Annotated in this window: 22 protein-coding genes; 14 read left to right on the forward strand and 8 right to left on the reverse strand. The window is 57.3% G+C overall.

Translation table 11 applies throughout. The annotated features are described in order from the left end of the window. The first annotated feature begins 164 nt into the window (after positions 1–164). From rsmI to JAO77_RS07085, 6 genes are all read left to right on the forward strand, one after another. Positions 165–920 carry a 16S rRNA (cytidine(1402)-2'-O)-methyltransferase gene (gene rsmI, locus JAO77_RS07060; protein ID WP_198989637.1) on the forward strand — a complete coding sequence of 252 codons (756 nt, stop codon included), beginning with the start codon at positions 165–167 and terminating at the stop codon, positions 918–920. Continuing rightward, positions 868–2,529 carry an apolipoprotein N-acyltransferase gene (lnt, locus tag JAO77_RS07065; RefSeq protein ID WP_198989638.1) on the forward strand — a complete coding sequence of 554 codons (1,662 nt, stop codon included), beginning with the start codon at positions 868–870 and terminating at the stop codon, positions 2,527–2,529. The genes rsmI and lnt overlap by 53 nt, the downstream gene beginning before the upstream one ends. 173 nt (positions 2,530–2,702) lie before the next feature. Beyond that, on the forward strand, positions 2,703–3,521 hold the full coding sequence (locus tag JAO77_RS07070; protein WP_198989639.1) for an inositol monophosphatase family protein: 819 nt from the start codon (positions 2,703–2,705) through the stop codon (positions 3,519–3,521). A 26-nt stretch (positions 3,522–3,547) separates the two neighbouring features. After that, complete coding sequence (locus tag JAO77_RS07075; protein ID WP_198989640.1) at positions 3,548–4,606, forward strand: TlpA disulfide reductase family protein; 1,059 nt, start codon at positions 3,548–3,550, stop codon at positions 4,604–4,606. A 64-nt stretch (positions 4,607–4,670) separates the two neighbouring features. Continuing rightward, a complete protein-coding gene (locus tag JAO77_RS07080) occupies positions 4,671–4,865 on the forward strand; it encodes a FeoB-associated Cys-rich membrane protein (RefSeq protein ID WP_198989641.1) in 195 nt (64 codons plus the stop codon). 100 nt (positions 4,866–4,965) lie between these two features. Further along, positions 4,966–5,307 (forward strand): hypothetical protein, encoded by a 342-nt coding sequence (locus JAO77_RS07085; RefSeq protein ID WP_198989642.1) that lies wholly within the window; start codon positions 4,966–4,968, stop codon positions 5,305–5,307. A 106-nt stretch (positions 5,308–5,413) separates the two neighbouring features. On the opposite strand, the gene JAO77_RS07090 is transcribed toward JAO77_RS07085, so the two are convergent. The 6 genes from JAO77_RS07090 to JAO77_RS07115 form a co-directional block, all read right to left on the reverse strand. After that, positions 5,414–6,388, reverse strand: coding sequence for a hypothetical protein (locus JAO77_RS07090; protein ID WP_198989643.1), 975 nt, complete (start codon positions 6,386–6,388; stop codon positions 5,414–5,416). A gap of 134 nt (positions 6,389–6,522) precedes the next feature. Then, positions 6,523–7,119, reverse strand: a complete 597-nt coding sequence (locus JAO77_RS07095; protein ID WP_198989644.1) for a helix-turn-helix domain-containing protein — start codon at positions 7,117–7,119, stop codon at positions 6,523–6,525. A gap of 118 nt (positions 7,120–7,237) precedes the next feature. After that, positions 7,238–8,263 carry an SPASM domain-containing protein gene (locus JAO77_RS07100; RefSeq protein WP_198989645.1) on the reverse strand — a complete coding sequence of 342 codons (1,026 nt, stop codon included), beginning with the start codon at positions 8,261–8,263 and terminating at the stop codon, positions 7,238–7,240. Between the two features lie 125 nt (positions 8,264–8,388). After that, positions 8,389–9,963, reverse strand: coding sequence for a TlpA family protein disulfide reductase (locus tag JAO77_RS07105; protein WP_198989646.1), 1,575 nt, complete (start codon positions 9,961–9,963; stop codon positions 8,389–8,391). Positions 9,964–10,149: 186 nt separating this feature from the next. Then, the gene (gene radA / locus JAO77_RS07110) at positions 10,150–11,547 is read right to left on the reverse strand and encodes a DNA repair protein RadA (RefSeq protein ID WP_198989647.1); all 1,398 of its coding nucleotides are present in this window, start codon (positions 11,545–11,547) and stop codon (positions 10,150–10,152) included. Between the two features lie 102 nt (positions 11,548–11,649). Continuing rightward, complete coding sequence (locus JAO77_RS07115; RefSeq protein WP_198989648.1) at positions 11,650–12,852, reverse strand: PQQ-dependent sugar dehydrogenase; 1,203 nt, start codon at positions 12,850–12,852, stop codon at positions 11,650–11,652. Between the two features lie 831 nt (positions 12,853–13,683). Between JAO77_RS07115 and JAO77_RS07120 the strand changes: the two genes are divergently transcribed. Beyond that, positions 13,684–14,946: a glycosyltransferase family 4 protein gene (locus JAO77_RS07120; protein ID WP_198989649.1), complete on the forward strand. Its 1,263-nt coding sequence runs from the start codon at positions 13,684–13,686 to the stop codon at positions 14,944–14,946. 11 nt (positions 14,947–14,957) lie between these two features. Here the strand turns inward: JAO77_RS07120 and JAO77_RS07125 are convergent, their stop codons facing one another. Continuing rightward, complete coding sequence (locus JAO77_RS07125) at positions 14,958–17,123, reverse strand: sigma 54-interacting transcriptional regulator (protein WP_198989650.1); 2,166 nt, start codon at positions 17,121–17,123, stop codon at positions 14,958–14,960. Between the two features lie 191 nt (positions 17,124–17,314). Here JAO77_RS07125 and JAO77_RS07130 point away from each other — a divergent pair, with 191 nt between their 5' ends. The 7 genes from JAO77_RS07130 to JAO77_RS07160 all read left to right on the forward strand — a co-directional run bounded on the left by JAO77_RS07130 (position 17,315) and on the right by JAO77_RS07160 (position 25,019). Beyond that, entirely contained in the window at positions 17,315–18,700 is a 1,386-nt protein-coding gene (locus JAO77_RS07130) for a TolC family protein (protein WP_198989651.1), read from the forward strand. Positions 18,701–18,784: 84 nt separating this feature from the next. Beyond that, on the forward strand, positions 18,785–19,174 hold the full coding sequence (locus JAO77_RS07135; protein ID WP_198989652.1) for a universal stress protein: 390 nt from the start codon (positions 18,785–18,787) through the stop codon (positions 19,172–19,174). Between the two features lie 92 nt (positions 19,175–19,266). After that, complete coding sequence (locus JAO77_RS07140; protein ID WP_198989653.1) at positions 19,267–20,394, forward strand: HlyD family secretion protein; 1,128 nt, start codon at positions 19,267–19,269, stop codon at positions 20,392–20,394. Between the two features lie 101 nt (positions 20,395–20,495). Next, positions 20,496–22,067, forward strand: coding sequence for a DHA2 family efflux MFS transporter permease subunit (locus tag JAO77_RS07145; protein ID WP_198989654.1), 1,572 nt, complete (start codon positions 20,496–20,498; stop codon positions 22,065–22,067). A gap of 463 nt (positions 22,068–22,530) precedes the next feature. After that, positions 22,531–23,907 carry an OmpA family protein gene (locus tag JAO77_RS07150; RefSeq protein WP_198989655.1) on the forward strand — a complete coding sequence of 459 codons (1,377 nt, stop codon included), beginning with the start codon at positions 22,531–22,533 and terminating at the stop codon, positions 23,905–23,907. A gap of 77 nt (positions 23,908–23,984) precedes the next feature. Further along, on the forward strand, positions 23,985–24,545 hold the full coding sequence (locus JAO77_RS07155) for a hypothetical protein (RefSeq protein WP_198989656.1): 561 nt from the start codon (positions 23,985–23,987) through the stop codon (positions 24,543–24,545). A gap of 93 nt (positions 24,546–24,638) precedes the next feature. After that, positions 24,639–25,019 carry a hypothetical protein gene (locus tag JAO77_RS07160; protein WP_198989657.1) on the forward strand — a complete coding sequence of 127 codons (381 nt, stop codon included), beginning with the start codon at positions 24,639–24,641 and terminating at the stop codon, positions 25,017–25,019. An 81-nt stretch (positions 25,020–25,100) separates the two neighbouring features. On the opposite strand, the gene JAO77_RS07165 is transcribed toward JAO77_RS07160, so the two are convergent. Beyond that, positions 25,101–26,120, reverse strand: a complete 1,020-nt coding sequence (locus JAO77_RS07165) for a hypothetical protein (RefSeq protein ID WP_198989658.1) — start codon at positions 26,118–26,120, stop codon at positions 25,101–25,103. Positions 26,121–26,157 lie beyond the last annotated feature (37 nt).

Raw genomic sequence — 26,157 nt, forward strand, 5'->3', positions numbered from 1 at the left:
GGGGAGGGCTTAGCAAATTGGTAATGGGGTTTACTTAGGTTCGGCCGTTTGGGTTGTTGGTTGGGTGCTTAGTGCTTGGTGCTTAGTGCATAGAGTTGAAAGCGCAGAAAATGCCTACGCACTAGGCACCAAGCACTAAGCACCAGCCGCCCTACCTTTGCTCTATGCCTGAAGCCGCTGCCCTTACCCTTGTGCCCACGCCTATTGGCAACCTCGAAGACATTACGTTGCGGGCCATCCGGGTGCTCGGCGAAGCCGACCTCATCCTCTGCGAAGACACCCGCACCAGCGGCCGGCTCCTGCAGCACCTCGAAATCAAAAAGCCGCTGCAAGCCTATCACTTGCACAACGAGCACCAGGTGGTGCCCCGCCTGCTCGAACGCCTAGCCAAGGGCGAGCGCATGGCGCTCGTAAGCGATGCGGGCACGCCTGGCATCTCCGACCCCGGCTTTTTGCTGGTGCGCGAGTGCCTGGCCCAGGGGTTGCGAGTGGAGTGCTTGCCCGGCCCCACGGCCTTTGTGCCCGCCCTGCTCAAGTCGGGCTTCGGGGCCGAGCGTTTCTCCTTCGAAGGTTTTTTGCCCGCTAAAAAGGGCCGCCAGACCCGCCTGCGTGAACTAGCCCGCGAAACGCGCACGTTGATTTTTTACGAGTCGCCGCACCGCATCGTGAAAACCCTCACGCAGCTGGCCGAAGTTTTTGGCCCTGAGCGTCCGGCTTCCGTCAGCCGCGAGCTGACCAAGCTTTTTGAAGAAACGCTTACCGCCCCGCTCGGCGAGCTGGCCGCTACCCTGGCCGCCCGCCCCGCCATCAAGGGCGAAATTGTACTGGTAATAGAAGGTGCCAAACTCGAGAAACGCAGCAAATACGATGACTCCGACGACGACGCAGCCGACGCCCCCGACCCTGACGACGCCGACTAGCGCCCTAGGTCGGCTGGGGCAGTCGCCGCCCCTGCTGGCCTTGCTGGGGGCCGCGCTGCTGTGGGCGGGCTGGCCTATTCATCCGGCGCCACTCACGCTGCTATTGTTCTTGGGTTTTGTGCCCTACCTACGCCTCGAACAGGTGCTAACCCAGCAAGGAGCCCGGCGCGGACGAGTGTTTGCCATGACGTACCTGTTCTTGGTGCTCTGGAATGTCTTCACCACCTGGTGGGTCAGCTACAGTACCCTAGGTGGCGGCATTGCGGCCGTGGTGCTCAATGCGGCGCTTATGTGCCTGCCGCTCATGGCATTTCGCCGCACCAAAGAGCGCCTAGGGTCGGCGATAGGCTACCTGTCACTGCCCATCTACTGGATAGCTTTTGAGCAATTACACTTGCATTGGGACCTCACCTGGCCTTGGCTCACGCTTGGCAACGGCTTTGCCAGCGTGCCCGGCTGGGTGCAGTGGTATGAGTACACCGGCTTTCTAGGTGGCTCGGTGTGGGTGTGGGTCGTAAATATCTTGGTGTTTTGGGCCATCTTTAATCGCAGCAAAATGCCGGTTTGGGCGAGCAGCTGGCCAGTACTTGCGGTAGGTCTACCCATTACGCTGTCGTTGACCATTGGCCATAATTACCAGGAAAAAGGCCCTGCCGCTGAAGTCCTGGTTATTCAGCCCAACATCGACCCCTATCAGGAGAAATTTCCCGAAAACCCGAAGTTCATTCCCCGCGAGGAGCAACTACGCCGCCTGCTTGAACGCACCGAGCAAAACCTGACGCCGCAAACCAAGCTGGTGCTGTGGCCCGAGACCACGCTGGAAGAGGCGCTTTTCGAATCCACTTTCGAGCAGCAGCCGCAGATACAGCGCATCCGGCGCGAACTGTTGGCGCGGCACCCTGGCTTAAGCTTACTCACGGGTGTCACCTCCATTGGGCGCTATCCCGACAAGGAGCACGCTTCCGCTACAGCCCGCTTCCGCGACGATGTGGGCTACTACGACGTGTACAATACGGCCGCCTTCTTTGCCGATGCTACTACCCCGGCGCAGTTTTACCACAAGTCACGCCTGGTGCCGGGCGTCGAAAAGATTCCGCCCGCGCTGGCGGGTTTACTGGCTAACATCGACCTAGGGGGCATTGTGGGCTCTTACGGCTCGCAAGACGAGCGCACTGTTTTTCAGGCGCCTACGACGCCGGCCATCCGGCTCGCGCCCATCATCTGCTACGAAAGCATTTACGGCGACTTCATTGGCCAGTATGCCAAAAACGGAGCTAACCTACTCGGCATCATCACCAACGATGGCTGGTGGAGCGACTCGCCCGGCCACGAGCAACACCTCGTGTACGGCGCTCTGCGTGCCATCGAAACCCGCCGCGATGTAGCCCGCTCGGCCAATACAGGCATCTCGGGCTTTGTAAACCAGCACGGCAACATCACCCAGCGCACCGGCTGGTGGGTGGGCGCCGCCAGCCGCGCCACCGTGCACCTCAACGACGAGCTAACCTTCTATGTGCGCTATGGCGAGCTCATCGGGCGCGGGGCGCAGGGGCTGGCCGTGCTCCTGCTGCTAGGTGCGCTAGTAGGGCCACTGGTGCGCAAGAATTAAAATTTTCAAAACCAAACTGGCAAACGCCTGTCATTGCGAGGAAGCACAGCATGCTGCGCATCAAGCAGAACAATTGCATTTGAAGAGCACTAAAGCGGCTCGTTTTGATGCGATGCTTTGTCGTGCCTCCTTGCAATAACAGGTTGATGCAATATCCAAAATACCCCTTATAAATGACCCCCGACCTCCTCCAACTTTCGCAGTCCGTAGCTGACCTCTGCCGCCAAGCCGGCGCTTTCATCCGTGAGCAAGTAAGCAGCTTCGACCAGTCGAAAATCGTGACCAAAGGCCTGCACGACCTCGTTTCCTACGTCGATAAAGAGTCGGAAAAAATGCTGGTAGAGGGCCTGCAAAAGCTCTTCCCCGAAGCTGGCTTCGTAACCGAGGAAGGCACCGTGGCCAACTCTGACGAAAGCACCGAGTACCGCTGGATAATCGACCCGCTCGACGGCACCACCAACTTCATCCACGGCCTGCCGTGCTTCGCCGTGAGCGTGGCCCTGGCGCGGGGCGTGGTGCCCGTCCTAGGTGTGGTGTATGAGGTGAGCCGCGACGAGTGCTTCCGTGGGGCCGAGGGCCAAGGCGCTTTCCTGAACGACAAGCCCATTCGGGTGAGCACTGCTGCCAGCACTGAAGACACGCTGATTGCCACCGGCTTGCCCTTCTACAAGTTCGACCACATGGAAGCCTACATGGCCATCCTCAAAGAGTACGCCCAGCACTCGCGCGGCATCCGTCGTTGGGGCTCGGCAGCTACCGACCTAGCCTACGTGGCCTGCGGGCGCTTTGACAGCTACTTCGAGTTCAACATCAATGCCTACGACGTGGCAGCCGGCATTTTGCTGGTGCGCGAGGCGGGCGGCCGCGTCACGCAGTGGCTCAAAGACGGCGACCCCGTTTTCAGCCGCGAAACGCTAGCCACCAACGGCCTGGTGCACGACCAAATGCAGGCCGTGATGAAGCAACACTGGCAGGAGGGCTTTCGGTCGTAGCTTAGGGCGCACTTAATCTGCGCCTTATGAAAACATTGCTGACCGTAGGGCTAGCCGCGTTGCTGGCTAGCCCTTGCTTTGCCCAAACCTGCCGGGTAGCGGGCACCATAGCTGGCCTAGGTAGTCAGAAGGCTATCTACCACTACACCCGCGAGGGGCAGCGTCGTGTCGATACCTTGCGCATCATAAACGACCAGCTTGCCCAGGCGATAAACTACGGCGACGATGGAATGGCAAACCTGGAAATTCGCACTGGTGATGATGGCAGTATTGTTATCGTAAACGTGTGGGCCGAGCCAGGAACAGTGCGCCTGCAGGGCACCAAGCAGCATCTAGACCGGATAGAGGTAACGGGCACGCCCGAGAACGACCTTCTGACTGCTTATAAGCGCGCTGTGCTGTGGCAGGAGACCCGGCCTACTAAGAGCGAGGCTGAATATCGGGTATTACAGGCTAAGCAGAGCCAGCAGACCCGACAGTTTATTCAGGCCCATGCGGCTGCTCGCACTAGCGCCTACCTGCTCTACGACCAAACAATGGCGCAACCCGCGCACCCGGTAGCCGACTACGAGAAGCTGCTGCAGGGCCTGAAGCCTGCCGTGCGCCAGAGCTGGTATGGGCAGCAAGCTGCCAAGCGCATAACAGTGCTACGCAACCAGCCAACGGTAGGCAAGCCCGTAGCTGATTTTAGCATGGCCGACACAATGGGAGTAAAGCATTCGCTGGCGACCTACCGGGGTAAGTATGTGCTGCTAGATTTCTGGGGGCACTGGTGCGGCCCGTGCATCAGGGCCATGCCCAAGGTGAATGCACTACACCAGCAGTACCCTGATAAACTGGCAATCATCGGTATAGCAATGGAAGACGCTGGCGACGCCAAGCTGTGGAAGCAGGCGATTCGCAAGCACCAAGTGCCCGGCTTGCAGCTGTCGGAACTGCAGCAAGACCAAGGCCCGGTCATTTCCGGTTACAACATCAATGCTTTTCCTACCTACATGCTGCTCGACCCCAAAGGCGCGCTCGTAATGCGCACCAGCAGTGTAGACGACATCACCAAAAAATTAGCGACCCTAGGGGCGTTGTAGTGTTAGCAACCAAGGCCAACTCGATACCAAACTTTCCCGCGGCGCCCGTAGTTCTAGCTCAGTTATGGATATTCAACTGCTTATCATCCTTGCCCTGTGTGCCGCGGCGGCGTTCTACCTAGGGCGCCGCGTGTGGCTAACCTTCGCTGCCAAGGGCCAAGCTGGCTGCGCCAAAGGCTGCGGCGGCGCCTGCGGTGCGGCGCTCGATGTCGATGCACTGCAGCGCACTATTGAGGCCCGGGCCACCCGCCACGGATAAACTTAACTTCAACCATAACCCAGTTCCGCCTCGGCTCCGTATAGCCGGGGCGGCCTGCTTTTGGCCCTCCCCCATACCACCTACGAAAACACCTACCGCCATGCAGGACAAAGAAGAAATGACCTCGATGACCACCGTCGAGAAGAAGCTGAAAAGCCAGGGCTATACCCACGATTTTAACGTGCAGGAAGGCCGCCTGACTACCATGGACAACGAGAGCGCCCGCACCTTCATCCCCGAGGAAACTACTATTGTCGATTACTTCCGCTTTGAGGGCGAAAGCAACCCCGACGATATGGCCATTCTCTACGTTATCGAAACGGCAGATGGCACCAAGGGCACTATTTCGTCGGCCTACGGCACCTACGCTAACGAGGACGTAGACCAGTTCATTTTGAAAGTAGAATCGCTGGGTAAAAACCTGGTGAAAGGCACCAAATAGCTTGCACCAACGCTGCCATAAAAAACCCTTCCTGCATTCGTTGCAGGAAGGGTTTTTTATGGCGTTCGCAGAATTGCTCTGCACGGTTTGGGTCATTACTGACCACCTAGGGCACAAGGCCGAAGCGCTGGTGCGCCACATCTACGATAATGGTATGCTGGTTGAAAGGCCGATTGCCTAGCATCCCGCCCATGCCGGAAAAGCGCATAAGCGAGCGCTGCAGCAGCGTAGTGCCCTCCATGTAAGTAACCGTCTGCAAAGGCACGGCGACGCGGCCCAGCTGTAGCGTTGCGGCCGTGGCCACGGTGTGGGCGGTAAGGGTGCGACCGAGCGAATTGACGGCAGCCACATAAGCCGGAGCTTGGGGGCTGGCCAGCTGCTGCCAGGTAGCCTCACTGGTGAGCAGGGCAAAGGAGCTACTGCCCGAGTCGAATAGCAATTGCCGGGGCTGGCCGGCTGCCGCTGCGCCGAGCACCAGCCGGCGGCCCGTAAAAGCCAGCGGCACAAATACTGTCCGCCGGGCGAGGCTATCGGGCACCTGCGCCAAGAGGCTAAAGCGCTGCCGACGATAATCGAGCACGAGAACCTGGTTTTCGAGCACATCGGCCCCGAGTGTACCTACAAGGAGCGGAGCCGCCGTATCGGCCGGTAGCTGCCGGGCGCCGTAGGCAATGACGCGCAGGCGGCGTGCCTGCACCTGCCCATTGCCCAATGCAAAGCGTAGGTTGCGCAGCGTATCGGCCTGGGGCTGCAGTGCCGGGCGGGCGCCGGGGTAGCGGGCGGCCAGTGCTGCCAGTGGGTGCGCATAAAACACCGAGCTAGGTGCGCCCGTGTCAAACTGCACGTAGCAGCGGCGCGGGCAACCAGGCAGTGCAATGGGTAGCAGCAACGCCGCCTGCGGCACCGCGGGCCGGGCCCCGTTATCGGCTTGCCACACAAAGGGACTACCGAGCGGCACGCCCGCTACCACCAGCTGGTTGGGAGCCGGCTTAAACTTGTGCTGCACGTAGAAATACCCACCTATGCCACCAATAAGCAAGAGCAAAAGCAGGCCCGCCAGGGCTTTGAGAAGGAGTTTCATGGGGTGCTGAGGAGCAGGTGAACAACAAGCCAAACCTAGGCCGAGGGCACTGCCACCCCGTGCGTCATTCTCCCGTCATTTTGCCGCCATTTTAAGCAAGGCATTAGTTAGTAATGCCTTACAAAAATGATTGCCTAAAGTCGCCACCGATATATAGCTAGGTTACCTTGCCGCAGCTGGAAGGCGTAGTAGCAAACCACGCCGACGTTGAGCGCATACGTGAGCACCAGCACCCCTAGAAATAAGCCCGGCAGCCTCACGTGGTAGGAGCGCGCTGCCAGCTGCGCCAGCACGGCCAGCAGATACAGGAAAAAGCACCCCACTTGCCACAAAACTTGAAACCCAAAAACCCGGCGGCCCAACTCCGCCACGTGCTCGGTATCGTGCCGGCGCGCGCGCCACAGCAACCACGGCCCTAGTAGGTTGAGAAACGGAAACAACAAAAACCCGAGCGCACTTAGGTTGAGCAGCTGTAGCAGGTGCTGGTCTTCCCGCAGGGTAGGGGTGGGCGCCGGCGGCGCCACTGGTGCTGGTGCGGTTTCCTCCCGCAATGCTTCTAGCGGCACACCTAGGGCGGTTGCCAAGGCCTGTAGGGTGTGGCCGCGCGGCACGGTGTCGCCCTGCTCTACTCGCTGAATGGTGCGTAGGCTCACGCCGGCTTCTTCGGCTAAAACCTCTTGCGACAATCCCTTGCTTTTGCGAATAGCTTGGATGCGAGTAGCTGAGAACATAAGGCAGCAAAGCCGGCCAGCTCAAGTGATGACTACCACGGCAAACGAAGGTAAGTATTGAAAGCCCGCCGCAAGTAGTCGTAGCTACGCAAGCTGTTCAATCAGCTCAGGACTGCAATTAGCCCCACACTTTGGTGCCTTCGGTGCAGTTGCGGCACATCTCTATCTGGTCGCGGCCCTTGAGCAAAGCCTGCCGAAAACCCTGGTATTTCTGGCCGTGCCAAAGCGCCTGGAAGCTTTCGTGTTGGTTGTCGCCGAGGCGGTATTCGGCGTCTTTGTCGAAGCAGCAGGGTACTACTTTGCCGTCCCAGGTCACTACGCACGAGTGCCACATTTTCCAGCAGCCGTTCACTAGCTTGTTTTTTAGGCTGTAGGTGCCGTTGCCATTATTCTGGTAGCGCGAGTAGTAGTCGATGGTGGGAATGAGCGGCGACCCCTGCTGGTAGTCGTAAATCTGAGCGGTTTTAAACCATACATCATCGACCCCTAGGGCGTCGGCCAACTGCCGGGCATCGGCTATCTGGTGCTCGTTGGGCCGCACCACCAAAAATTGGAAAATAATGCGCGGCGTGCTGCTCTTAAGCTCCTTGCGCCACTTCACCACGTTGCGGGTGCCCGCCAGCACTTTTTCGAGCTTGCCGCCCACGCGGTACTGCTGGTACACCTCCTGGGTAGTGCCGTCGAGCGAGATAATAAGGCGGTCGAGGCCGCTTTCTACCGTGCGCCGAGCATTAGCATCGTTCAGGAAGTGAGCGTTAGTACTAGTGGCAGTATAGAGCCCCTTCTGATGCGCATACGCTACCAAGTCCAGAAACTCGGGGTGCAGGTAGGGCTCCCCCTGAAAGTAAAAAATGAGATACCACAGCCGACTCGCCACTTCATCCATTGTGCGCTTGAACAGCTCGGCTGGTAGCATGCCGGTGGGCCGCGTAAACGAGCGCAGGCCGCTCGGGCACTCGGGGCAGCGCAGGTTGCAGCTAGTCGTGGGCTCAAACGACATAGCTACCGGCAGCCCCCAGGCGCGGGCGCGCCCCGTGAGGCGGCTCACCACGTAGCTAGCCACCACTTGTAGGCCGTTGGCCACGCGGCGCAGCGTGGCCTTGCGCATAAAGGAGCGGGCGTCGCGGAGAGAGGAGGAGCGCATAGCAAGCGTAAAGGTCGGTAAGCCGCAGCGAGCCACGAATGTTTTAGCCAAGCGGGGCCCTAGGTGCCACAAAAAAGCCGAAATGCAGGCAAGGGCATTTCGGCTTTCCTAGGTGTGCTATTCGCTTATTTGGGCCCGTTGGCCGTGCCGCTCGTTAGTTGCGTAAGGGCGGCGCTGTAGGTGCTGGCTTTGCCAAATGACTGGTTAATTTCGTCGACGGCGGCGCGGCTGCTCATACGCTTAGGCTTCGGGTTGAGGATGGTGCCGTCTTCGCCAATTAGCAAGTAGGTAGGTACTTCCTGCAGGCTGTAGGCCCGGGCCATAGCCGAGGTGTAGCCGCCCGTTGCCCGCATGTGCACGCCAGGCAGCTTCTTCACTACCACGAGCTGCTTCCAAGGCAGCTCGGCATCATCGAGTGCTACGTTTACGAACACGATATTCTTGCCTTCGAAGCGCTTGGCTAAGTCTTGAGCATAAGCCAAGTCGCGCAAGCACAGGCCGTTGGTGGTTTTCCAGAAGTTGAGATACACTAGCTTGCCCTGGAAGCTGCTGAGGCTGGTAGTGTCGCCTTTGGCCGTTACAAGCCGAAAGTCTGGAGCGGGGGCTCCAATGGCTAGCGCCCGGTGGCTGCCAAAGTCGGCCTCCAGCGTGGGCAAGAAGCGGTGCTTGGTGTCTAGGTTGCGGAAGTCGGCCAGCATGGCCTCCGACTGCCGGATGTGCCCGAAGCGGAACGACTCCTGTAAAATACGCCCTAGGGTAATAAGGCGCGGCACGCCCTGAAAGCGCTTGCTCGCTAGCGCGTAGCAGAAGGGATAAAAGTCAGGGTCGGAGCGCAGGTGCTTTTGCTGCGCGGCCGTGTGGTGAATAAAGTTGAGCAGAAACTCCTGGAACTGCTCGTTCTGGCCCGCCGTGGGGTCGTTGTAGAGGAGCGGGTTGCGCAGAAAGTCGTAGTAGTTGGGCGTCATGGTTAGGCGCCCCTCGGTATTCACTACCTGCTCGCGGAGGTCCTGAAAGGTCAGTTTGTCGTTGGCATTGGAATAAGTTACCTCTGCCTTGGCATAGTTATAAAAATCAATGGTAAAAGACTGCTTGGCGGCACGGTCTTCCAAGAAGTTTTGCTCGTGCTTTAGGCGGTACTCAATGAAGGAAAGGAAGGGCGCTTCGTAGAGCTGAATGTTATCAGGCAGGACCTGAAAGCCGTCGTTAGATACGAACTGCTCGTCAAATTCGGCGAGGTAGTTATTGGCATTAGCCATCTGCTGGCGGTGCTTCTGCTCGTCGGTCAGGTTGCCGCCGTTGCGAAGCTTTGTGCCAAAACCAGTGGGTACATCGTTGGCCTTAAACTTGACCGTGCTAGCCATATCGGCCCCTTTAAAGCGCACATCAAGGTCTGTGCCGGGGTCTAGGTACAAGTCCGCTACATCGTCGCCGTACACCAAGTCAGCTTTGGTAGAAGCAGTTACGGGTATTGTCAGCTTGAACTCCCCTTTCTCATCGACGCGGGCGTAGCTAGTGCGCTCTTTGGCGTCGAAGGGGTTATCACGGATAGATACAGCGATAGTATCATTCACCGGATTACTGATATGACCAATAATAATAGCCTTGCCTGCCGGGGCTTGGGCCTGGGCTGCCGTAGTGGCACCACAAGCGAGAACCAACCCCGTGGCCCACTTAAGAATAGAAGTAACTTTTAGGTTCATAGCGCACTAAACAGGCTGGCTCTAAAAGTGACCAACCCCCTAAAAAAATAAAGTAATTAGCAATCCGTATCCGCGGGAAAATTCAATTTCCGGTTCGAAGATAGCAGATGGCGGTTACTAAACTGCAAGCGCTACGAATAATACTAGACTGGCTCCCGCATTTTTTGCGAGAGCCAGCTCACTATTTTACCCAAACAAGCCGTTCAAAACTTCATCTAAACGGCCTACCGCCTGCACGCGCATGCTGGTGCGGTCCTGCTCGCCAAGGTTGCGGCCATTGAATTGTGACACATACATCTCCTTAAAACCCAATTTCTCGGCTTCTGCGAGGCGTTGGTCGAGGCGGGGCACCGCCCGCATCTCGCCACTGAGGCCTACCTCAGCGGCCAGGCACACATCGCCCGGAATCGGCAAATCATTTAAAGAAGAAACTACCGCCGCGCACACCGCTGCATCAAGCGCGGGGTCGTCAAGGCGCAGGCCACCCGCAATATTTAGGAACACGTCGTGCTGCCCTAGACGCAGGCCGGCGCGCTTCTCCAACACGGCCAATAGCATCTGTAGGCGCTTGCTGTCGAAGCCCGTGCTGCTGCGCTGGGGCGTGCCGTAGGTAGCGGGCGTCACCAGCGCCTGCACCTCCACTAGCAGCGGGCGGTTGCCCTCTAGGGTGGCGCCAATAGCCATGCCGCTCAGGCTCTCGGCCCGCTGCGACAGCAGAATTTCGGAGGGATTGGATACCTGCCGTAGGCCGGTGCCTTGCATCTCGTAAATGCCTAGCTCTGAAGTAGAACCAAAGCGGTTTTTAATGGTGCGCAGGATGCGGTAGCTTAAATGGCGGTCGCCCTCAAACTGCAGCACCGTATCTACCATGTGCTCTAGTATTTTGGGCCCCGCAATGCTGCCGTCTTTGGTGATGTGGCCGATGAGGAGCACCGGCGTGCTGGTTTCTTTGGCGTACTTCAGTAGCTCGGCGGTGCACTCGCGTACCTGGCTTACCGAGCCGGCCCCACTCTCCACCAAGGTCGAGTGCATGGTCTGGATGGAGTCGATGACCACTACATTGGGCTGCACTTGGTCTATCTGCCGGAAAATATTCTGGGTGCTGGTCTCGGTGAGGATGTAGCAGCCGGGGTGCTGGCCATCGGCCAGGCGCTCAGCGCGCATCTTTATCTGGGCTTCGCTTTCCTCGCCGCTCACGTACAATACTTTGAGCTTCTTGAGCGCTAACGCAATCTGCAGCATGAGGGTGCTTTTGCCAATACCTGGCTCTCCACCAATGAGCACCAGCGAGCCGGGCACCAGCCCGCCCCCCAAGACGCGGTTGAGCTCGCCATCTGGGGTAAGGATGCGCGGCTCTTCCTCATGCTGGATATCGGCGAGGGGGCGCGACTTGGCGGCCTTCTGCAAGTTGCCGCCCGGCACAGTGCTAGCGGGCTTCCAAGAACCGGCAGCGGGGGCCGTTTCTTTTTGCACAACTTCTTCTACATAGGTGTTCCACTCGCCGCACGAGGGGCACCGTCCTATCCATTTTGCCGACTGCGCGCCGCAGTTCTGACAGAAAAAAACCGTTCTTGCCTTCGCCATTTTGCTAAAATTATTCGCAAGAATAAGGCTGAAAACGGCGAAAAAGTTGCGTCCTAGGTTAGCCTAGGTTTGTCGAACCCAGACTAACCTAGGACGCAGATATTACCCTTTTTTCTTGCCGGTATAGGCCACACGGTAAATCACGCCGTTGTCGTCGTCGCCCATCAGCAGCGCGCCATCAGGAGCTTGCACTAGGCCGCAAGGGCGGCCAAACTCTGACTTATCGCTGTCGACCAAAAAGCCCGTAATAAAGTCTTCGAAGCGCTCAGGCTGGCCCTGGGCGTTGAAGTGCACCCGCACGAGCTTGTAGCCCGAGGGCTGGGCGCGGTTCCAGGAGCCGTGCATGGTCACGAAGGCATCGTTTTGGTATTCCTTCGGAAACTGCGCGGCCCGGTTGAATACTAGCCCTAGGGGCGCAGAATGTGCCTTGTACAAGAGCAGCGGGCGTTGGTTCTTGGCATCGAAAGTCTCGTAGCTCTCGCCGCTCTTGGGCTTGTTGGCAGGGTAGTGCTTGCCATCGGCGATGATGGAAGGCCAGCCGTAGCCCGCGCCGGGCTTTATCTGGTTCAACTCCTCCTGCTGGTCTTCGTCGCCGAGCCAGTCGATGCCGTGGTCCATGCCAAACAGCTCCTTGGTAACCGGGTGCCAGTCGAAGCCGATGGTATTGCGCAGGCCGCGAGCCACCACTTGGCGGCCCGAGCCATCGGTGTTGAGCTGAATAATGGTGGCATTCTCTGGGTTGTCTTCGTCGCAGGCATTGCAAGTGCTGCCCACTGAGAGGTAGAGCTTGCCATCGGGGCCGAAGCGCAGCGTGCGGTTGGCGTGCTGACCAGCGTCGGGCAGGTCGTGGTACAGCTCTTTGAGCTCGCTTAGGTTGCCATCGGGCAGCACATCGGCCACGTACACCTCCCGGATGGCGCTGATGTATAGCTTATTGCCTTGCAGGGCCACGCCGTGTAAGTGCGGCTTTTGGGCTACCTGGCGCATTACTTCGGCCTTGCCGTCGCGGTTGGCGTCGCGCACCAGCGTAATGGTGCCCTTCACACGGTTGCTCACGTAGAGGTCGCCGTTGGGCATCACAGCCAGCATGCGCGGCATATCAAGACCCTCGGCATACTTGGTAATGGTAAAACCCGCCGGCACCTTGAGGGCAGCCACGCGGGCGTCGGTGGCGGGTAGCTTATTGGGTAAGTAAATATTGCCCGTCATGTGGAAGGGCGTGGCGGGCGGCGGTACATTTTGGGCAGCGGCCGCCGTGGCAAGTAGGAGCGTGGCAGCCGGTAATAGGCGAGGCAACAAGGGCATAGTAGATGAATAGGAACAATTCACACTATTCAACTGCTAATCAGTAAGTCGGGTTGCGCACTGCAACCGAACCTACCGTCAGGCTTAGGAACCGACCTAGGTAGGAATGCAGCTGCCACTAGTTCTCAATCTTGTGAGCGTGGTCCAAATGAGTATAGGTGTCGGGCGCTACTAATTACGCTATATCCTAAAAAAATAGTGATAGGTTTATGGTTTAGCTTTATTATAAAGACCTAATTGACTTATCTATAGTTGCTCTTAAAAAAGAATGCCTCGCACTAAATGAGACTGATGAGGCTATTAATGGTTCTGACTATTCCGCATTAACTAATGGAATTATCCGATGCAATAACCGCGTGGCAATACTTCAGCTTGATAGTAATTATTATATTTAATATTATTAAAATTATAAATATAATTTGCTGCGTTTGAGCAACTGTTATCTAGATACGCGTCCTTTATTTTAATTGCATACGTTTAAGCCTACTGACTAAGGATATGCAGAAAGCTGCGGCGAGAGAAAACAAGGTATTTTCTTGTTAGATACATCTTAATCAAGCAAAAGGCGTAACCGGATTGCTTAATCGGTTTTTTATAACCTAAGGACAGTTTTTGGCGCCTTGTTAGATGTTCTAACTTATTATAGGATAATTACCTGTTTGTGATATGTGTTGGCTCTACGCTTAGCATCAGATAAGTGTTGCAATGTATGAGCAATTAAACCATAGCCATTCTGATAGTAAAACCATTTATACCAGTACTTATTAGTTATTTATAATACTTCGTCCGCCTACTGTAATTGCTTAATAGGTCTACCTGTTTCTGAACACTATGAAAAAAGTATTAATCTCTGCCTACGCTTGCGTTCCCGATAAAGGTTCGGAAGAAGGAAATGGCTGGTATTACTCGTCCCTAGTGAGCCAACAAGGGTACGAAGTATGGTGCTTAACCAGAAATTTAGGTCAGGCCGCTATCGAGCAAAAGCTGCGTGATGTGCCGCACCCCAACCTGCACTTTGTGTACGTGACCGTGCCGGCGTGGGTAGATAAGGCTTACCACCGCGGCTTGTTTGGCATGTACTTCCACTATATCTACTGGCAGTGGGCGTTGCTGCAAACAGCCCTTAAACTAGACAAGATTCATAAGTTTGACTTAGTGCACCATGTCAGCTATACTAGCTTGCAGCTGGGGAGCTTTTTATACCGCCTAAAGCGGCCATTCATCTACGGGCCAGTGGGCGGCGGGCAGGAAGCGCCCCACGCAATGCGCCAGTATTTTAAGGGGCACTGGCGGCGCGAACGTATGCGGGCCTTTGTGAGCAAGCTGATGCTGCGCTTTAACCCTGGCTGCTACCAGTCGGTGCGGAAAGCGAGCTACGTGCTGGCCTGGAATGAAGACACTCGCCTGATGATTAATTCCCTAGGTCGCACCGAGGCCGTCGATAAGGTCTTTGGTGGCGTTGGCCAGCGCTTTATTCCCGCCGAGCCTATCCAGCGCGAGCCGCATCGCACTTTAGAGTTGGTGTGGGTGGGGCGCCTGATGCCACGCAAGGCCCTGGAGCTTTCGCTACAGGGACTCGGCCAGGTAGCGGCTAGTGTGCCCGTGCACCTCACTATTGTGGGCGATGGTGAAATGGCCGAGTATATGCCGGAGTATCTCGAAAAGTACCAACTGCACAACCGGGTGACGTGGGTAGGCAAGGTCAACTACGAGCAGGTAAAAGAATACTACCGGCAGGCCGACGTGTTCTTGCTGACCAGCCTGCGCGATACCGGCCCGGCCCAGCTAATGGAAGCCATGGGCTACTCGCTGCCCGTTGTGACGCTTGACCTGCACGGGCAAGCCGAACTGGTAGACGATACCACAGGCATTCGAGTGCCCGTGACCGAGCCCACCGCTACGGCGGCGGGCTTGGCCAGAGCCATCGAATGGATGCACTACCACGAAGCCGAGCGCCTCGAAATGGGCAAAAATGCCTTCGACTTTGCCCAGCGGCAGCGCTGGGAGCACAAGGTGGGGCACCTCGTGCAGAAGTACTATCGGCCACTGCTCAAGCAGCCTGCTATGTCGCGCGAATTAGTAGCGGCCGACTAAGAACTAGGTAGTTAGCCAGCCACCACTGTACGCCGAATGCCCAGTTTTTTCATGCGGGCTTCCAACGTTTTGGGGTTGATATCGAGCAGCACCGCTGCACCCTGCTGGCCACTCACGCGCCCATCAGTGCGGCGCAGGGCTGCCAGAATATGGTCGCGCTCCTGCTCACGCAGTGTTTTAATGGGCGCATCAGCTGCCGCTTCGGGGGCTGCGGGTGAGATAAGGATGTCGGGGCTGGCCGGGCTAGGCGGCAAGACTAGCTGGCGGCCCGCTGCTGCAAAGCCACCAAACTCCAGCCACGCGCCCTGGCTCACGATGATGGCCTGCTCGAGCACGTGCTCAAGCTCCCGGATGTTGCCGGGCCAGGGGTAGGCCAGCAGGGCAGCCATATCGGCGGGCCGAATGGGCCGCGCCGGCCGCGCAAAGCGCTTGCTGAGACTACCTAGGTAGTGCTGCACCAGCGGCGCAATGTCCTGCGGGCGCTCGCGCAAGGGCAGCAAGTGAATCGGAAACACATTCAGCCGGTAATAGAGGTCGGCCCGGAAGCGGCCGGCGCGCACCTCATCTTCGAGCACGCGGTTGGTGGCGGCTAGCACGCGGGCATCGGTATGCAGCACGCGGTTGCCACCTAGGCGCTCAAATTCCCGTTCTTGCAGCACGCGCAGCAGCTTGGCTTGCAGGTCGAGGGGTAGCTCGCCCACCTCATCGAGGAAGATGGTGCCGCCGTCGGCCAGTTCAAACTTGCCGATGCGCCGCTCCACGGCCCCGGTAAAAGCCCCCTTCTCGTGTCCAAATAGCTCGCTCTCAATAAGCTGAGCCGGCAGGGCGGCGCAGTTGATTTTGACTAGCGCACGGCCCGCGCGCGGCGAGGCCTGGTGCAGGGCGCGGGCCACCACCTCTTTGCCAGTGCCGGTTTCGCCAGTTATTAGCACGGTGGCATCGGTGCCTGCCACCTGTGCAATGCGCTGGCGCACCTGCTGCAAGGCCGGGCTGGTGCCAATGAGGCCATCGGCGGCCGGCCTGTCCGTGTTGATTTCGTCTATTAGATAGGTGCGCTCTTGCTCTACTTGGGCTTTGAGCTGCTCAATCTGCTCAAAGGCAAACAGGTTTTCGAGGGCCAGGGCTACTTGCGGCACCAGTGCCTGCACCGTAGTCAGGCTGTCAGGCGTGAAGCCATTGGGCTTGGGCGAAGCCAGCAGCAGCACGGCCGCACTATCGGCCCGCTGCCAAATAGGCACAATGAGCATAGCGCGCACGTGGTGCTCGTCGTGGGCGTAGCGCATGGCGGGGTAGCGCACTGCCAGCTGCCGAAAATCATCGCCTGTGTAAAGGCCCGGGCCTTGCAGCAGGCCGCCTACCTGCCGGTACATGGCATCAACGTCCGCTTGGTGTTGGCCCTGGTGGCGATTGGGGTCGAGGGCCACCAGTTCGCCCTCGGGCTCATCGGTGGGCCGTGTAAATTCGGCAAAGCCCTCAAAGGCCTCGCGCTGCCCGGCCCGCTGCACCCGAATACCAAAATAATCGAAGGGTACCACCCGCCCTAGCTCGTCGGCAATGGCCCGGAACAGCGGCTCTCGCTGCTTGATGCTGAGTAGGGCGTTCGTAATGTTGAGCTGCAAGGTGCGCTGCTGCTCGCGCAGAGCTACCTCTTCAAAGTCAAGTGTGTTACGCACGGCCACGGCCACCAGTGAGGTTATCTTTTCGAGCAATTGCTCGTCGGCAGTTGAGTAGGACGGTGGCCGCATGGTAGCCAAAATGAGATACCCTGTGAGGTGCCCATTCAGCCACATCGGCACCATGGTCATATACTGAATACCTAGGGCTAACAGCCGCTGGAAAGCCTCAAACTTAGGATACTGATTTAACTGCTTGCGAAGCTCAATGTGCTGGATGCGTGGGTTTTCGAGCAGTAGCTCTACCGGCGAGCCAGCGATAGGCGTGAACGCAGCAATGTTGTTAGGTGGCGGCTCAGGCGGATTGATGGTCGTATAATCTTTGAAAAACAACCGCTTATTCAGCAGCTGCTCGTCAAGAATGCTGATACCCATCATCTCAAAGGGGAAAATGAGGCGCAGCTTGCGAGCGATTATTTGAAATAGCTCTTCCTTATCGCGAATGGTAGCAATGGCCTCATTGAGGTGCAGTAACAATAAGTCGTCGGTGTTAGTAGTATCCATCAGCTGATAAAGAGAGATTCCTGATATTTAAGGAAACTCTATAAATTACTTATTGTTTATTCTAACCTGGAAAAGCGTCTTAATAATATTAATTTATTGATTGTTAATGTGTTGTAAATATAAAACTCGTCGATAACCAATTGGCACAACTTTCGGTAAGTCGAGAGCAACACTACTACGCCACTTGGCTTATGTTATCACGATATAAATTGGTTGGCTTCGCGGGGCTCTCATTAGCCGGCGCACTGCTGACCCAACCGGCGCTGGCTCAGTCTCAGCCAAGCGTTCCGGCCTCTAACCAAGCCATTGGGTTGGCTAGCGACTCGCTTACGCTTGGCGGGACAGTACAGGCTGTGCTCGATGCCAACCCAGGCGTTACCAATCTTACTGAACTGGCAAATGCAGCCAGCAGCCGCCTTGCGCAAACTCAAGCTGGCTTTTTACCACAGATTACGGGTACTGCCACGTACACCCGCATCGACCCGGTATCGCAGGTTCAGTTGGCACCGGGCGGCGATGTGCTGGCTTTTGCGCCCAACAATAACTTCGACGGACACATCACGGCGCAGTACGAGCTGTATGACTTCGGTAAGCGTGCGGCCAACACCAACTTGTCGCGCTCGCAGGTGCAAACGGCGCAAGACAATGTATTGGTGGCCCGCCGCGACCTAGCCTTCAGCGCTGCGCAAACGTATTTCAATATCCTGTTTGCCCGCGAAAGTATTCGGGTGCAAGACCAGCAGATAGCCTCGCTGGTGGCTCACCGCAACGAAATGCAGAAGCGCGTAGACGCGGGTGTGAGCACCAAGTTCGATGTGACGACTACCGACGTGCGCATCACGCAGGCCCAAAACCAGAAGCTCGACCAGCAAAACCAGTTGCTCAACCAACAGGTACAGCTAGCTCGCCTGCTGCACAAGCCGCAGCAGGCCGACATTCCGGTGAAAGGCCGCCTGAGCTACGACCCGCAGCCAGTGGACCTAACCGCCGAGCTGACCAAGGCTGCCGAAAACCGCCCCGAGGCCAAGCTAGCCAAAGATGCTGAAACCACTGCTAACCTGCAAGCCAAGCTCGTTGACCGCAGCAACTTGCCCGTGCTAGGTGTGGGTGTGCAGGCAGGTGGTAAAAACGGCTACCTGATTCCTGGTGTAGCGCCCGCCGACGCACTACAGCGCATCCGTTTCAACACGGTAGGGGTGGCGCAACTGAGCGTGCCCATCTATGATGGTGGCCTGAACCGCAAGAAGAAAACCGAAGCGGCGGCTAACTACCGCGCCGCCCAATCTAAAACGGAGGATACGCAAGAGCAGATTCGGGCCGATGTGCGCCAAGCCGTCAATAACATGACGTTTAGCCAATCTCGCTACGACAACGCCATCCAGCAGGTAAATCAAGCCACCGACGCGCTCAACCGTGCTCAAGGCCGCTACCGCTACGGAGTAGGCCAAAACCTCGACGTGCTCGACGCCGAGACCCAACTGGCCCAGGCCCGCCTAGCTCGCGCCCAAGCCATGTACAACTACACCCTAGGTCAGTACCAGCTGCGTCGCGCCACTGGGGAGCAGATTTGGAAGTAAACTAATTAACAATGAGCAATAAGCAGTCTCGCTTAAGGTTCGTCCGCTAGCTGCTCCTTATTCATTGATAATTGTTCATCAGGTATGACTCTCACCACCATCCTCTGTCCACTCGACTTCTCGGCAGCCTCGGCGGCGCTGGTGGCCTATGCCGCCGCGCTGGCCGTGGGCACCGGGGCCGAGTTGCGGCTGCTCTACGTGCAGGAGCCAGCTACTCCCGCTGCGACTGGGGTAGAGGCAGAGCTAAGTGCGCACCGGGCCGCAGCTGAGGCTGCTGGCGCCAGCCGCGTGAGTACTTACACGCTGCGCGGCGAGGCGGCCCCCCAGATAGTGGCCGAAGCCCGCCGCCAGCACGCCGACCTCATCGTAATTGGGGCGCATGGCCAAACGGGCCTCAGTCGCTTTCTGATGGGCAACACGGCCGAAGTGGTAGTGCGCACAGCGCCCTGCCCCACCATGCTCGTTCGAGAATAGTTTTTTAAAATCAATTGTTGACTGCTTCGCCACCTGTGCTGGCAGCAGTTCTGTTTGCAAGTCAAGTACCAACCAGCAATACCTCGTTAAAAATGGCTACTCAATCCTCTCTCCAAGACGCTCCTCCCACCGCTGTGGCCGAGCCGCTCGAAGAACCCAAAAAGCGCAATCCGCTGGTGTTTATTATTCTGGCTGTCGTGCTGCTAGTCGGCGGCTATTTTGGCTGGACACGTTACCAGTTTGGCCAAGCCCACGAAAGCACCGACGATGCCCAGGTAGAAGGCGACGTGTACCCCGTGCTGCCCCGCGTATCGGGGCCCGTCATGAAGGTGTATGTTGACGACAACCAAGTGGTGAAAAAGGGTGACACACTCGTTACCATTGACCAAGCCGACTACATCCAGCGTGTGAACGCCGCTCAGGCAGCATTGCTCGCCGCTCAGGCCCAGGTAACAGCTGCTCGCGCCGGGGTAGGCTCGGCCCAGGCTGGGGTGGGCACCGCCCAAGCCAACGTGCGTACCGCCCAAACTACCATCGGTGTAAGTGCGGCCACTCGCGCTCGCTTGCAGCAAGACTTGGCTCGCAGCACCAAGCTCCGTAACCAGGATATCATTCCGCAGAGTGAGTACGACGCCGTGGCCGCTAACCTCAAATCTACCAGCGCTCAGCAAAGCACTGCCCAAGACCAGGTGAGCGTAGCTCGCAACCAGGTAACGGCCGCACGGCAGCAGGTAGCCCAAGCCCAGCAGCAAGTAGCTGTGGCGCAGGCCGTAGTGAAGCAGCGCCAAACCGACCTAGACAATGCCAAGCTGCAGCTGAGCTACACCACCATCGTGGCGCCTGCCAACGGTGTGGTTAGCCGCAAGAGCGTGCAGCCTGGCCAGGTAGTAAGCCCCGGCCAGCAGCTCATCGGCCTGGTAAGCAGCGCCCGCACCTGGGTAGTAGCCAACTTCAAGGAAACGCAGCTGGAGAACATGAAAGTGGGCCAGCCGGTGAAATTGGAAGTAGACGCCTACCCCAACGAAGATTTTGAAGGCCACATCGAGTCGCTGTCGGCCGCTACGGGCGCCCGCTTTGCCTTGCTGCCCCCCGACAACTCGACCGGCAACTTCGTGAAAGTGACGCAGCGCGTACCGGTTAAAATCGTGCTCAATAAAGAAGACCCCGAGCACCCCCTGCGCACTGGCATGAGCGTGAATGCCATTGTGAAGGTGAAGTAGTTGTGAGTTGACCGTTGTCAGCTGCCAGGGCCTCCCAGGTCCTCGGCAGCTGGCAGCCTCGTCGCTACCTGACAACTGACAACTAGCAACTGATAAGTAATATGGAAACCGGATTTAGAAAGTGGATTATCGTTGTGACGGTGGTGTTTTGCTGCCTGCTAGAGCTGATTGATACCAGTATCGTGAACGTGGCCCTGACCCAGATGATGGGTAACCTCTCGGCCACGCAGCAGGAAGTAAGCTGGGTAATTGCCTCCTATGCTATCGCCAACGTAATCGTAATCCCAATGACCGGCTTTTTGGCCGAGCAGTTTGGGCGCAAAAACTACTACCTGGTGTCGGTGATACTCTTCACCCTGGCCTCTATGGCCTGCGGACAGAGCACCAGCCTGTGGGAGCTAGTAGCCTTCCGATTTATACAAGGTGTTGGGGGTGGGGCGCTTATGGCTACCTCACAGGCTATTCTGGTCGATACCTTTCCGCCTAAGCAGCTGCCGCTGGGCCAGGCCCTGTTTGGCATGGGCGTGATTATTGGCCCCACCATTGGCCCTACCCTAGGTGGCTACATAGTGGAGAACTACGACTGGCCCTGGATTTTCTACGTGAACGTGCCAGTGGGCATCTTGGCCAGCATTTTCACCATGCTGTTCATCCGCGACCCTGAGCGTATCAAAAATGCCATTCCGCGGCCGTTGCGCGAGATTGACTGGGCTGGCATCGGCTTCCTCATCTTGGGCGTAGGCTCGATGCAATACGTGCTGGAGCAAGGCGAAACCAACGACTGGTTCGATGATGAAATCATTCGCCTATTCACCGGCCTGGCCGTGGTTGGAGTAGTGGGCTTCTTGTGGCGCGAGCTTACGGCCAAAGCTCCTATCGTAGACTTGCGAGTGCTGACCAAGAGCCGCAACCTGGCTGTTGGAGCGTTCTTGTCATTCGTGCTGGGCTTCGGGTTGTTCGCTTCTGTGTTTGTGTTTCCCATCTTCACCCAGCGCATCCTAGGGTTCTCGGCCGAGCAAACCGGCTACCTACTGCTGCCGGGCGCCCTGGCTTCTGGCTTCATGATGCCCATTGTAGGCCGTATGCTCATGGCGGGTGTGCCTCAAAAGGCCATGCTGCCGGTGGGTTTTGCCATCTTCTTTGGCTTCACCTTCTGGATGGGAAGCAAGATTTCACCCACCGCGGGCGAGAGCGACTTCTTCTGGCCGCTCATTACGCGGGGAGTAGGCCTAGGTCTCATTTTTATGCCCATTACGACCATGAGCCTGGCCGGCCTGCAAGGGCGCGATGCGGGCCAAGCTGCGGGCCTCACCGGCATGATTCGCCAGCTCGGTGGTTCGTTTGGGGTGGCCATCGTGGGTACCTACCTCGAGCGCAGTATCCAGAACAACCGCGTGGCGCTGCTCCCCAACATCTCGCTGTATAATCCCGAAACGGCCCAGCGGGTACAGGCTTTCACGCAGAGCTTCATCAACAAAGGCCTCTCGCTCGACCAAGCCAAGCAGGCGGCTTACGCTGCCCTCGACGGCACCCTGATGAAGCAGGTGTCGCTTATCACTTACACCCAGATTTTCTATGCCCTAGGGTATTTCTTCCTGGCCTGCGTGCCGCTCATCATTCTTGTGAAGCGCCCCAAGCCTGGCGAGGCCATCGACCTCAATGCCGCACACTAATGAGTTGCATTGATTTCTGATAGGAGCCAAATGGTATTATTATAATATCGGATAATACTAAATCCCTTCGCTCGCTAATGCTGCGGGCGAAGGGATTTTTTATGCGCTAAAGCGTACAAATAGCTTATGGGGCTATTCAGCATCGTTTTGAAATCGTTCGCCTAGTCTTGTAATAGGTTTGCTGCAAAACGCTAGCTTCTTTATTTTGCAGTAGCTAGATTTGTACTTTTAACAGCAAGGTCACTGTAATAAGATAATTATTAATGACTTTGCTGGTACTATTGGATTAAGACCAAAAGTGTATCGCCAATAAAGAGTAGTGGCTTATCATTTGATAGCGTGCGGAGTTAGCTATCAAAGTGTATTTATAAAATAAAGCCATCGCATTTACTGAATTTAGAGAGCGCAGGGCACCCTGCCAAGCACCAGCAAGCAGAAATTACTTACTAGCCTTTCGAGGTATATGCGATTAGATAGTATTGTTAAGCAGTATTTAAGCAATGACTTGCTGGCACAGTTGGCGCAAGCCTCTGCTATGCCGCAGGCTGCCACTGAGGCCTACTGCCAGTTGGCCCTGCCAGCTCTGGTGCGCCAGTTAGCCGCGCCTATCGATGCCAGCGAAGCCGATGCTCGCTGGGATATGTGCCGCCAGCTGTTTTTGAGCCGCCTGCTCACTGACAAAGACGAGCTGCTGCGTACCGATATTGGCTGGCCCGACCGGCGCCGCTACCTCACCCAAAAGATATTGGGCCCAGCTCAGGTGAGCTCTCTCACCGAGGCTACGGCGCAGCCTGCCCAGGCTGTTACGCTGCTTGGGTTCTTGACTATCATGACCTTGGCAGCACTAGGTGAGCACGCCCACGAAGCTGACCTAGACCCCACTGCGCTCAGCAAGTGGCTAAGTGAGCAGGCTACGCTCGTAGAGGCTGAGGCTAGCCAGTCGGCTTCGGCCCCTAGCCCTGCCAAGCCTAAAGCCGCAGCAGCCGCCAGCCGGCCCTTGCCAGCTGCTGCACCCGCAGCGGGTGGCGGCAAAAAGGTGAAACTAATGTCAGTAGTCGGTACCCTTGTAATGGTGGCCTTGGCCGGTGGTTACTTCCTGCTCGGCACGCCCGCCAATGCGCAGCAAGAAGCCCCAGCTACGGAAGTGGCCGCCTCTACTACCCCGGCCGCGACGCCGGCCAGCGAGCCCTCTACTGAGCCCGTAGCCGCGGCACCAGCCACCCCTGAGGTAGCAGCCCCCGTAGCTGTGGCACCCCTAGTGGCGGCACCTGCCGCAGTGGCTCGCCCAGCCGCCGCTGGTGCTGTACTGCGCGACACAGTGGGCAACGCTGCCCTGGCCCGCCAGATAGGCGGCAAGTTTAATGCGGCTATAGGGCGCTATCCCAAAGGGGAAGGCCAGCCGCTCATCGTGAAGCTCATTAACCGGGCTACCCTTACGGTGGGCATCAACTCGACCGAAAGCCTGCTCTACAAGCGGCTGTCTAAGCCCAGCCTGCCCCGGCCCAGTGATATCGTGCTCGACCGCCTAACATTTGACATGGGCCAGGCCCGCCTTGGGGCCGAAGGCGCCCAGCAACTTGGCAGCGTAGCCAGCATCCTCAAGACCTTTCCGAAGGCGCACATGGTAGTGGTGGGCCACGCCAATAACCAAGAGGCCCAAGCCATGCGCCTAGGGCTGCAGCGGGCCACTGCCGCCGTCGATGAGCTAGTGAAGCAAGGCATCAGTGCCAGCCGGTTGCAGGCGCAGGGCATGCTTTCAACCGAGCTGCCCACCGACAACGACTCGCCCGAAAAACAAGCCATGCTGCAGGGCATAAGCTTGAAGATGAGCAGGTTGTAGACAAAATAATTAGTCATTCTTCTATTAGGTAGCCGTGGGGCAGCGCTGCCGCCTGCTTGGCTGCCGCTAACTATGCTATGGGGCTTTTTTCTAATTTATCTTTTCTTAAACGCAGTCAGGCCGAGGCTCCTCAGCCTAATGCCTTGGTGGCTGAGGCGACTCCCGCGCCCGCCGAGGCAGCAACTGCCGCAGCGGCCGACGACCCTGCACTGGCAGTGCTAATAGCAGCGGCTACCCCAGCAGCTCCCGAGCCTACCAGCGGCGAAGCGCGGGCACAGGCCGAAGCCCTAGTGCGCCGCGTGGTGCAGGAGCTACCCGATTTTATGACGGTGGCCATTGTGGATGGCGCCAGCGGGCACATCTTGGCCGGGCAGTGGGCTGGCCACAGCGGTGGGGCCGTGGAGGTGGCAGCCGCCCACGCCGAAATAGTGAAGCAAACCCGCCTCGTCATCGAAGCGCTGCAGTTGGGGCCCGAAGAACTACTAGAAGACATCCTTATTACGCTGCGCCGACAGTTGCATTTGCTGCGCGTACTGCCAGCCTCCAACTGGCTGCTGTACCTAGCCGTGCGCACCCAGGATACTAACCTGGCCCTTGCCCGCGCCGTGCTGCGCAATATAGCGATAGAGGGTACCTAGGGGTTTTGTAATATTATCTTAAAAATCAGTGAGTTATGCTGATTTGTAGATTTATTTTTTAATTTTTCTTTCTTTTTTAAGTTACCCTATTTCATGGCATATTCTGCATCTACTCCCGCCGGCAAAGCCGTTCAAAACATCATAGATGACCTGCCGGGCCTGATGGCTGTGGCTATCGTGGACATCAGCTCGGGCATGAGCCTGGCTTCGCACTCTAACTCGGATATCAACCCCGAAACGGCCGCCGCTTACAACACCGAGGTGGTAAAGCAGAAGCTGAAGGCAATGAACGCCCTCAAGCTGCAAGGCGAAATCATCGACGATATCCTCATTAGCCTCACCAACCAGCTGCACCTTATCAAGCTGGTTGCTGATAGCAAGAAGTTTATCTACTTGGTAGTGAACTCGCGCGATACCAACTTAGCCATTGCCCGTGAGGTGCTGCGGGCACAAAACGACTTATTGTCGGCTTAGTTTAGTAGTGAATTATTCGCGTGATTCAATAAAAAAGGCCTCCCTATTTGGGAGGCCTTTTTGCGTATGAGGATAGCGCACTTACTGGTACTGCACATAGAGCGGCACGGGGTCCAGCTGCGTTAGCACTTCCTTAGGAGTCATCAGGTGGTAGGGCTTGCGCTTGATGTCGTACTCGTAAAAGAGCTTGAAGCCAGTGTATTGCACGGGCTCCTTCTGGATGTAGGCTTTGTAAGAGTCCTTTTTCAGGACAGGGTCGCCCCAGCCATCCATGTCCATAATTATTTGCACCCGCGGGTCGAGCTTGATGTTTTTGTAGTTGGTGAGCATGCCCTTGGTAAAGCGGTGCACCATCAAAATCTTAGGCGGCAAGTGGTTCTCGCTCACGATGCGCGCCAGGAAATTGATGGCGTAGTTGACATCCTTCGCATCGTAGGTTCCGATTTTTTTGCCGGGCCGCACCTTCTTGGTCACCATGGCAAACTCCGGGTCGATGCCTAGGTGGATGGTGGGGTCTTTGAGATACTCGGTGAGTTTAGGTAGCTCGTGTTCTAGGTCGCTCAGCCCCACTTGCACGTCCAGAAATAAGATGGCGTTCTTCTCCTTAGCCCAGGCGCGGGTTTCAGCAATGGTGGCCGCCGAGTTCATCAGGCGGTACTTGCCGTCGGCACCGGCCGCGCCCTGCGCCGTGATAGTGACGCTGTGTAGCGCGGGCATCACCGGCAAGCTAGGGTCGGCATCTTGCCATTCTTTCAGCACTTTGTCAAATTTAGCCATCATCTGCGCCTTCGGCTCGCGGCCCAGGATGCCCATGCCCTTCGACCGGATGTTGCCGTAGAAAGCTACTATGCGGTGGCCCGGGAGCAAGGCGCCCGGCAACTGGCCATTTTTGCGGGCAATGCTGTCGGCCTTGAGCGAGTCGCGCTGCAAAGCCAGGCGCTTGAGCTTGATGGTATCGGCAGGGGCCGTTGAGATAGTGGAGGAGTCGGTTGGCTGTCCAGTGGCAGTTTCGCCTTGGCCAGCGCGGTTTTGACAGGCAGCCAGTGTGGCTAAGATAGCTAACGCAGCCAGCGTAGCGCCCGGCTTAAAAGTAAAAGACACTAGATAAAAAAGCTATTGAAAGGGAATAAGAAACAGG

The sequence above is a fragment of the Hymenobacter sp. BT559 genome, assembly GCF_016427535.1.
GTDB lineage: Bacteria > Bacteroidota > Bacteroidia > Cytophagales > Hymenobacteraceae > Hymenobacter.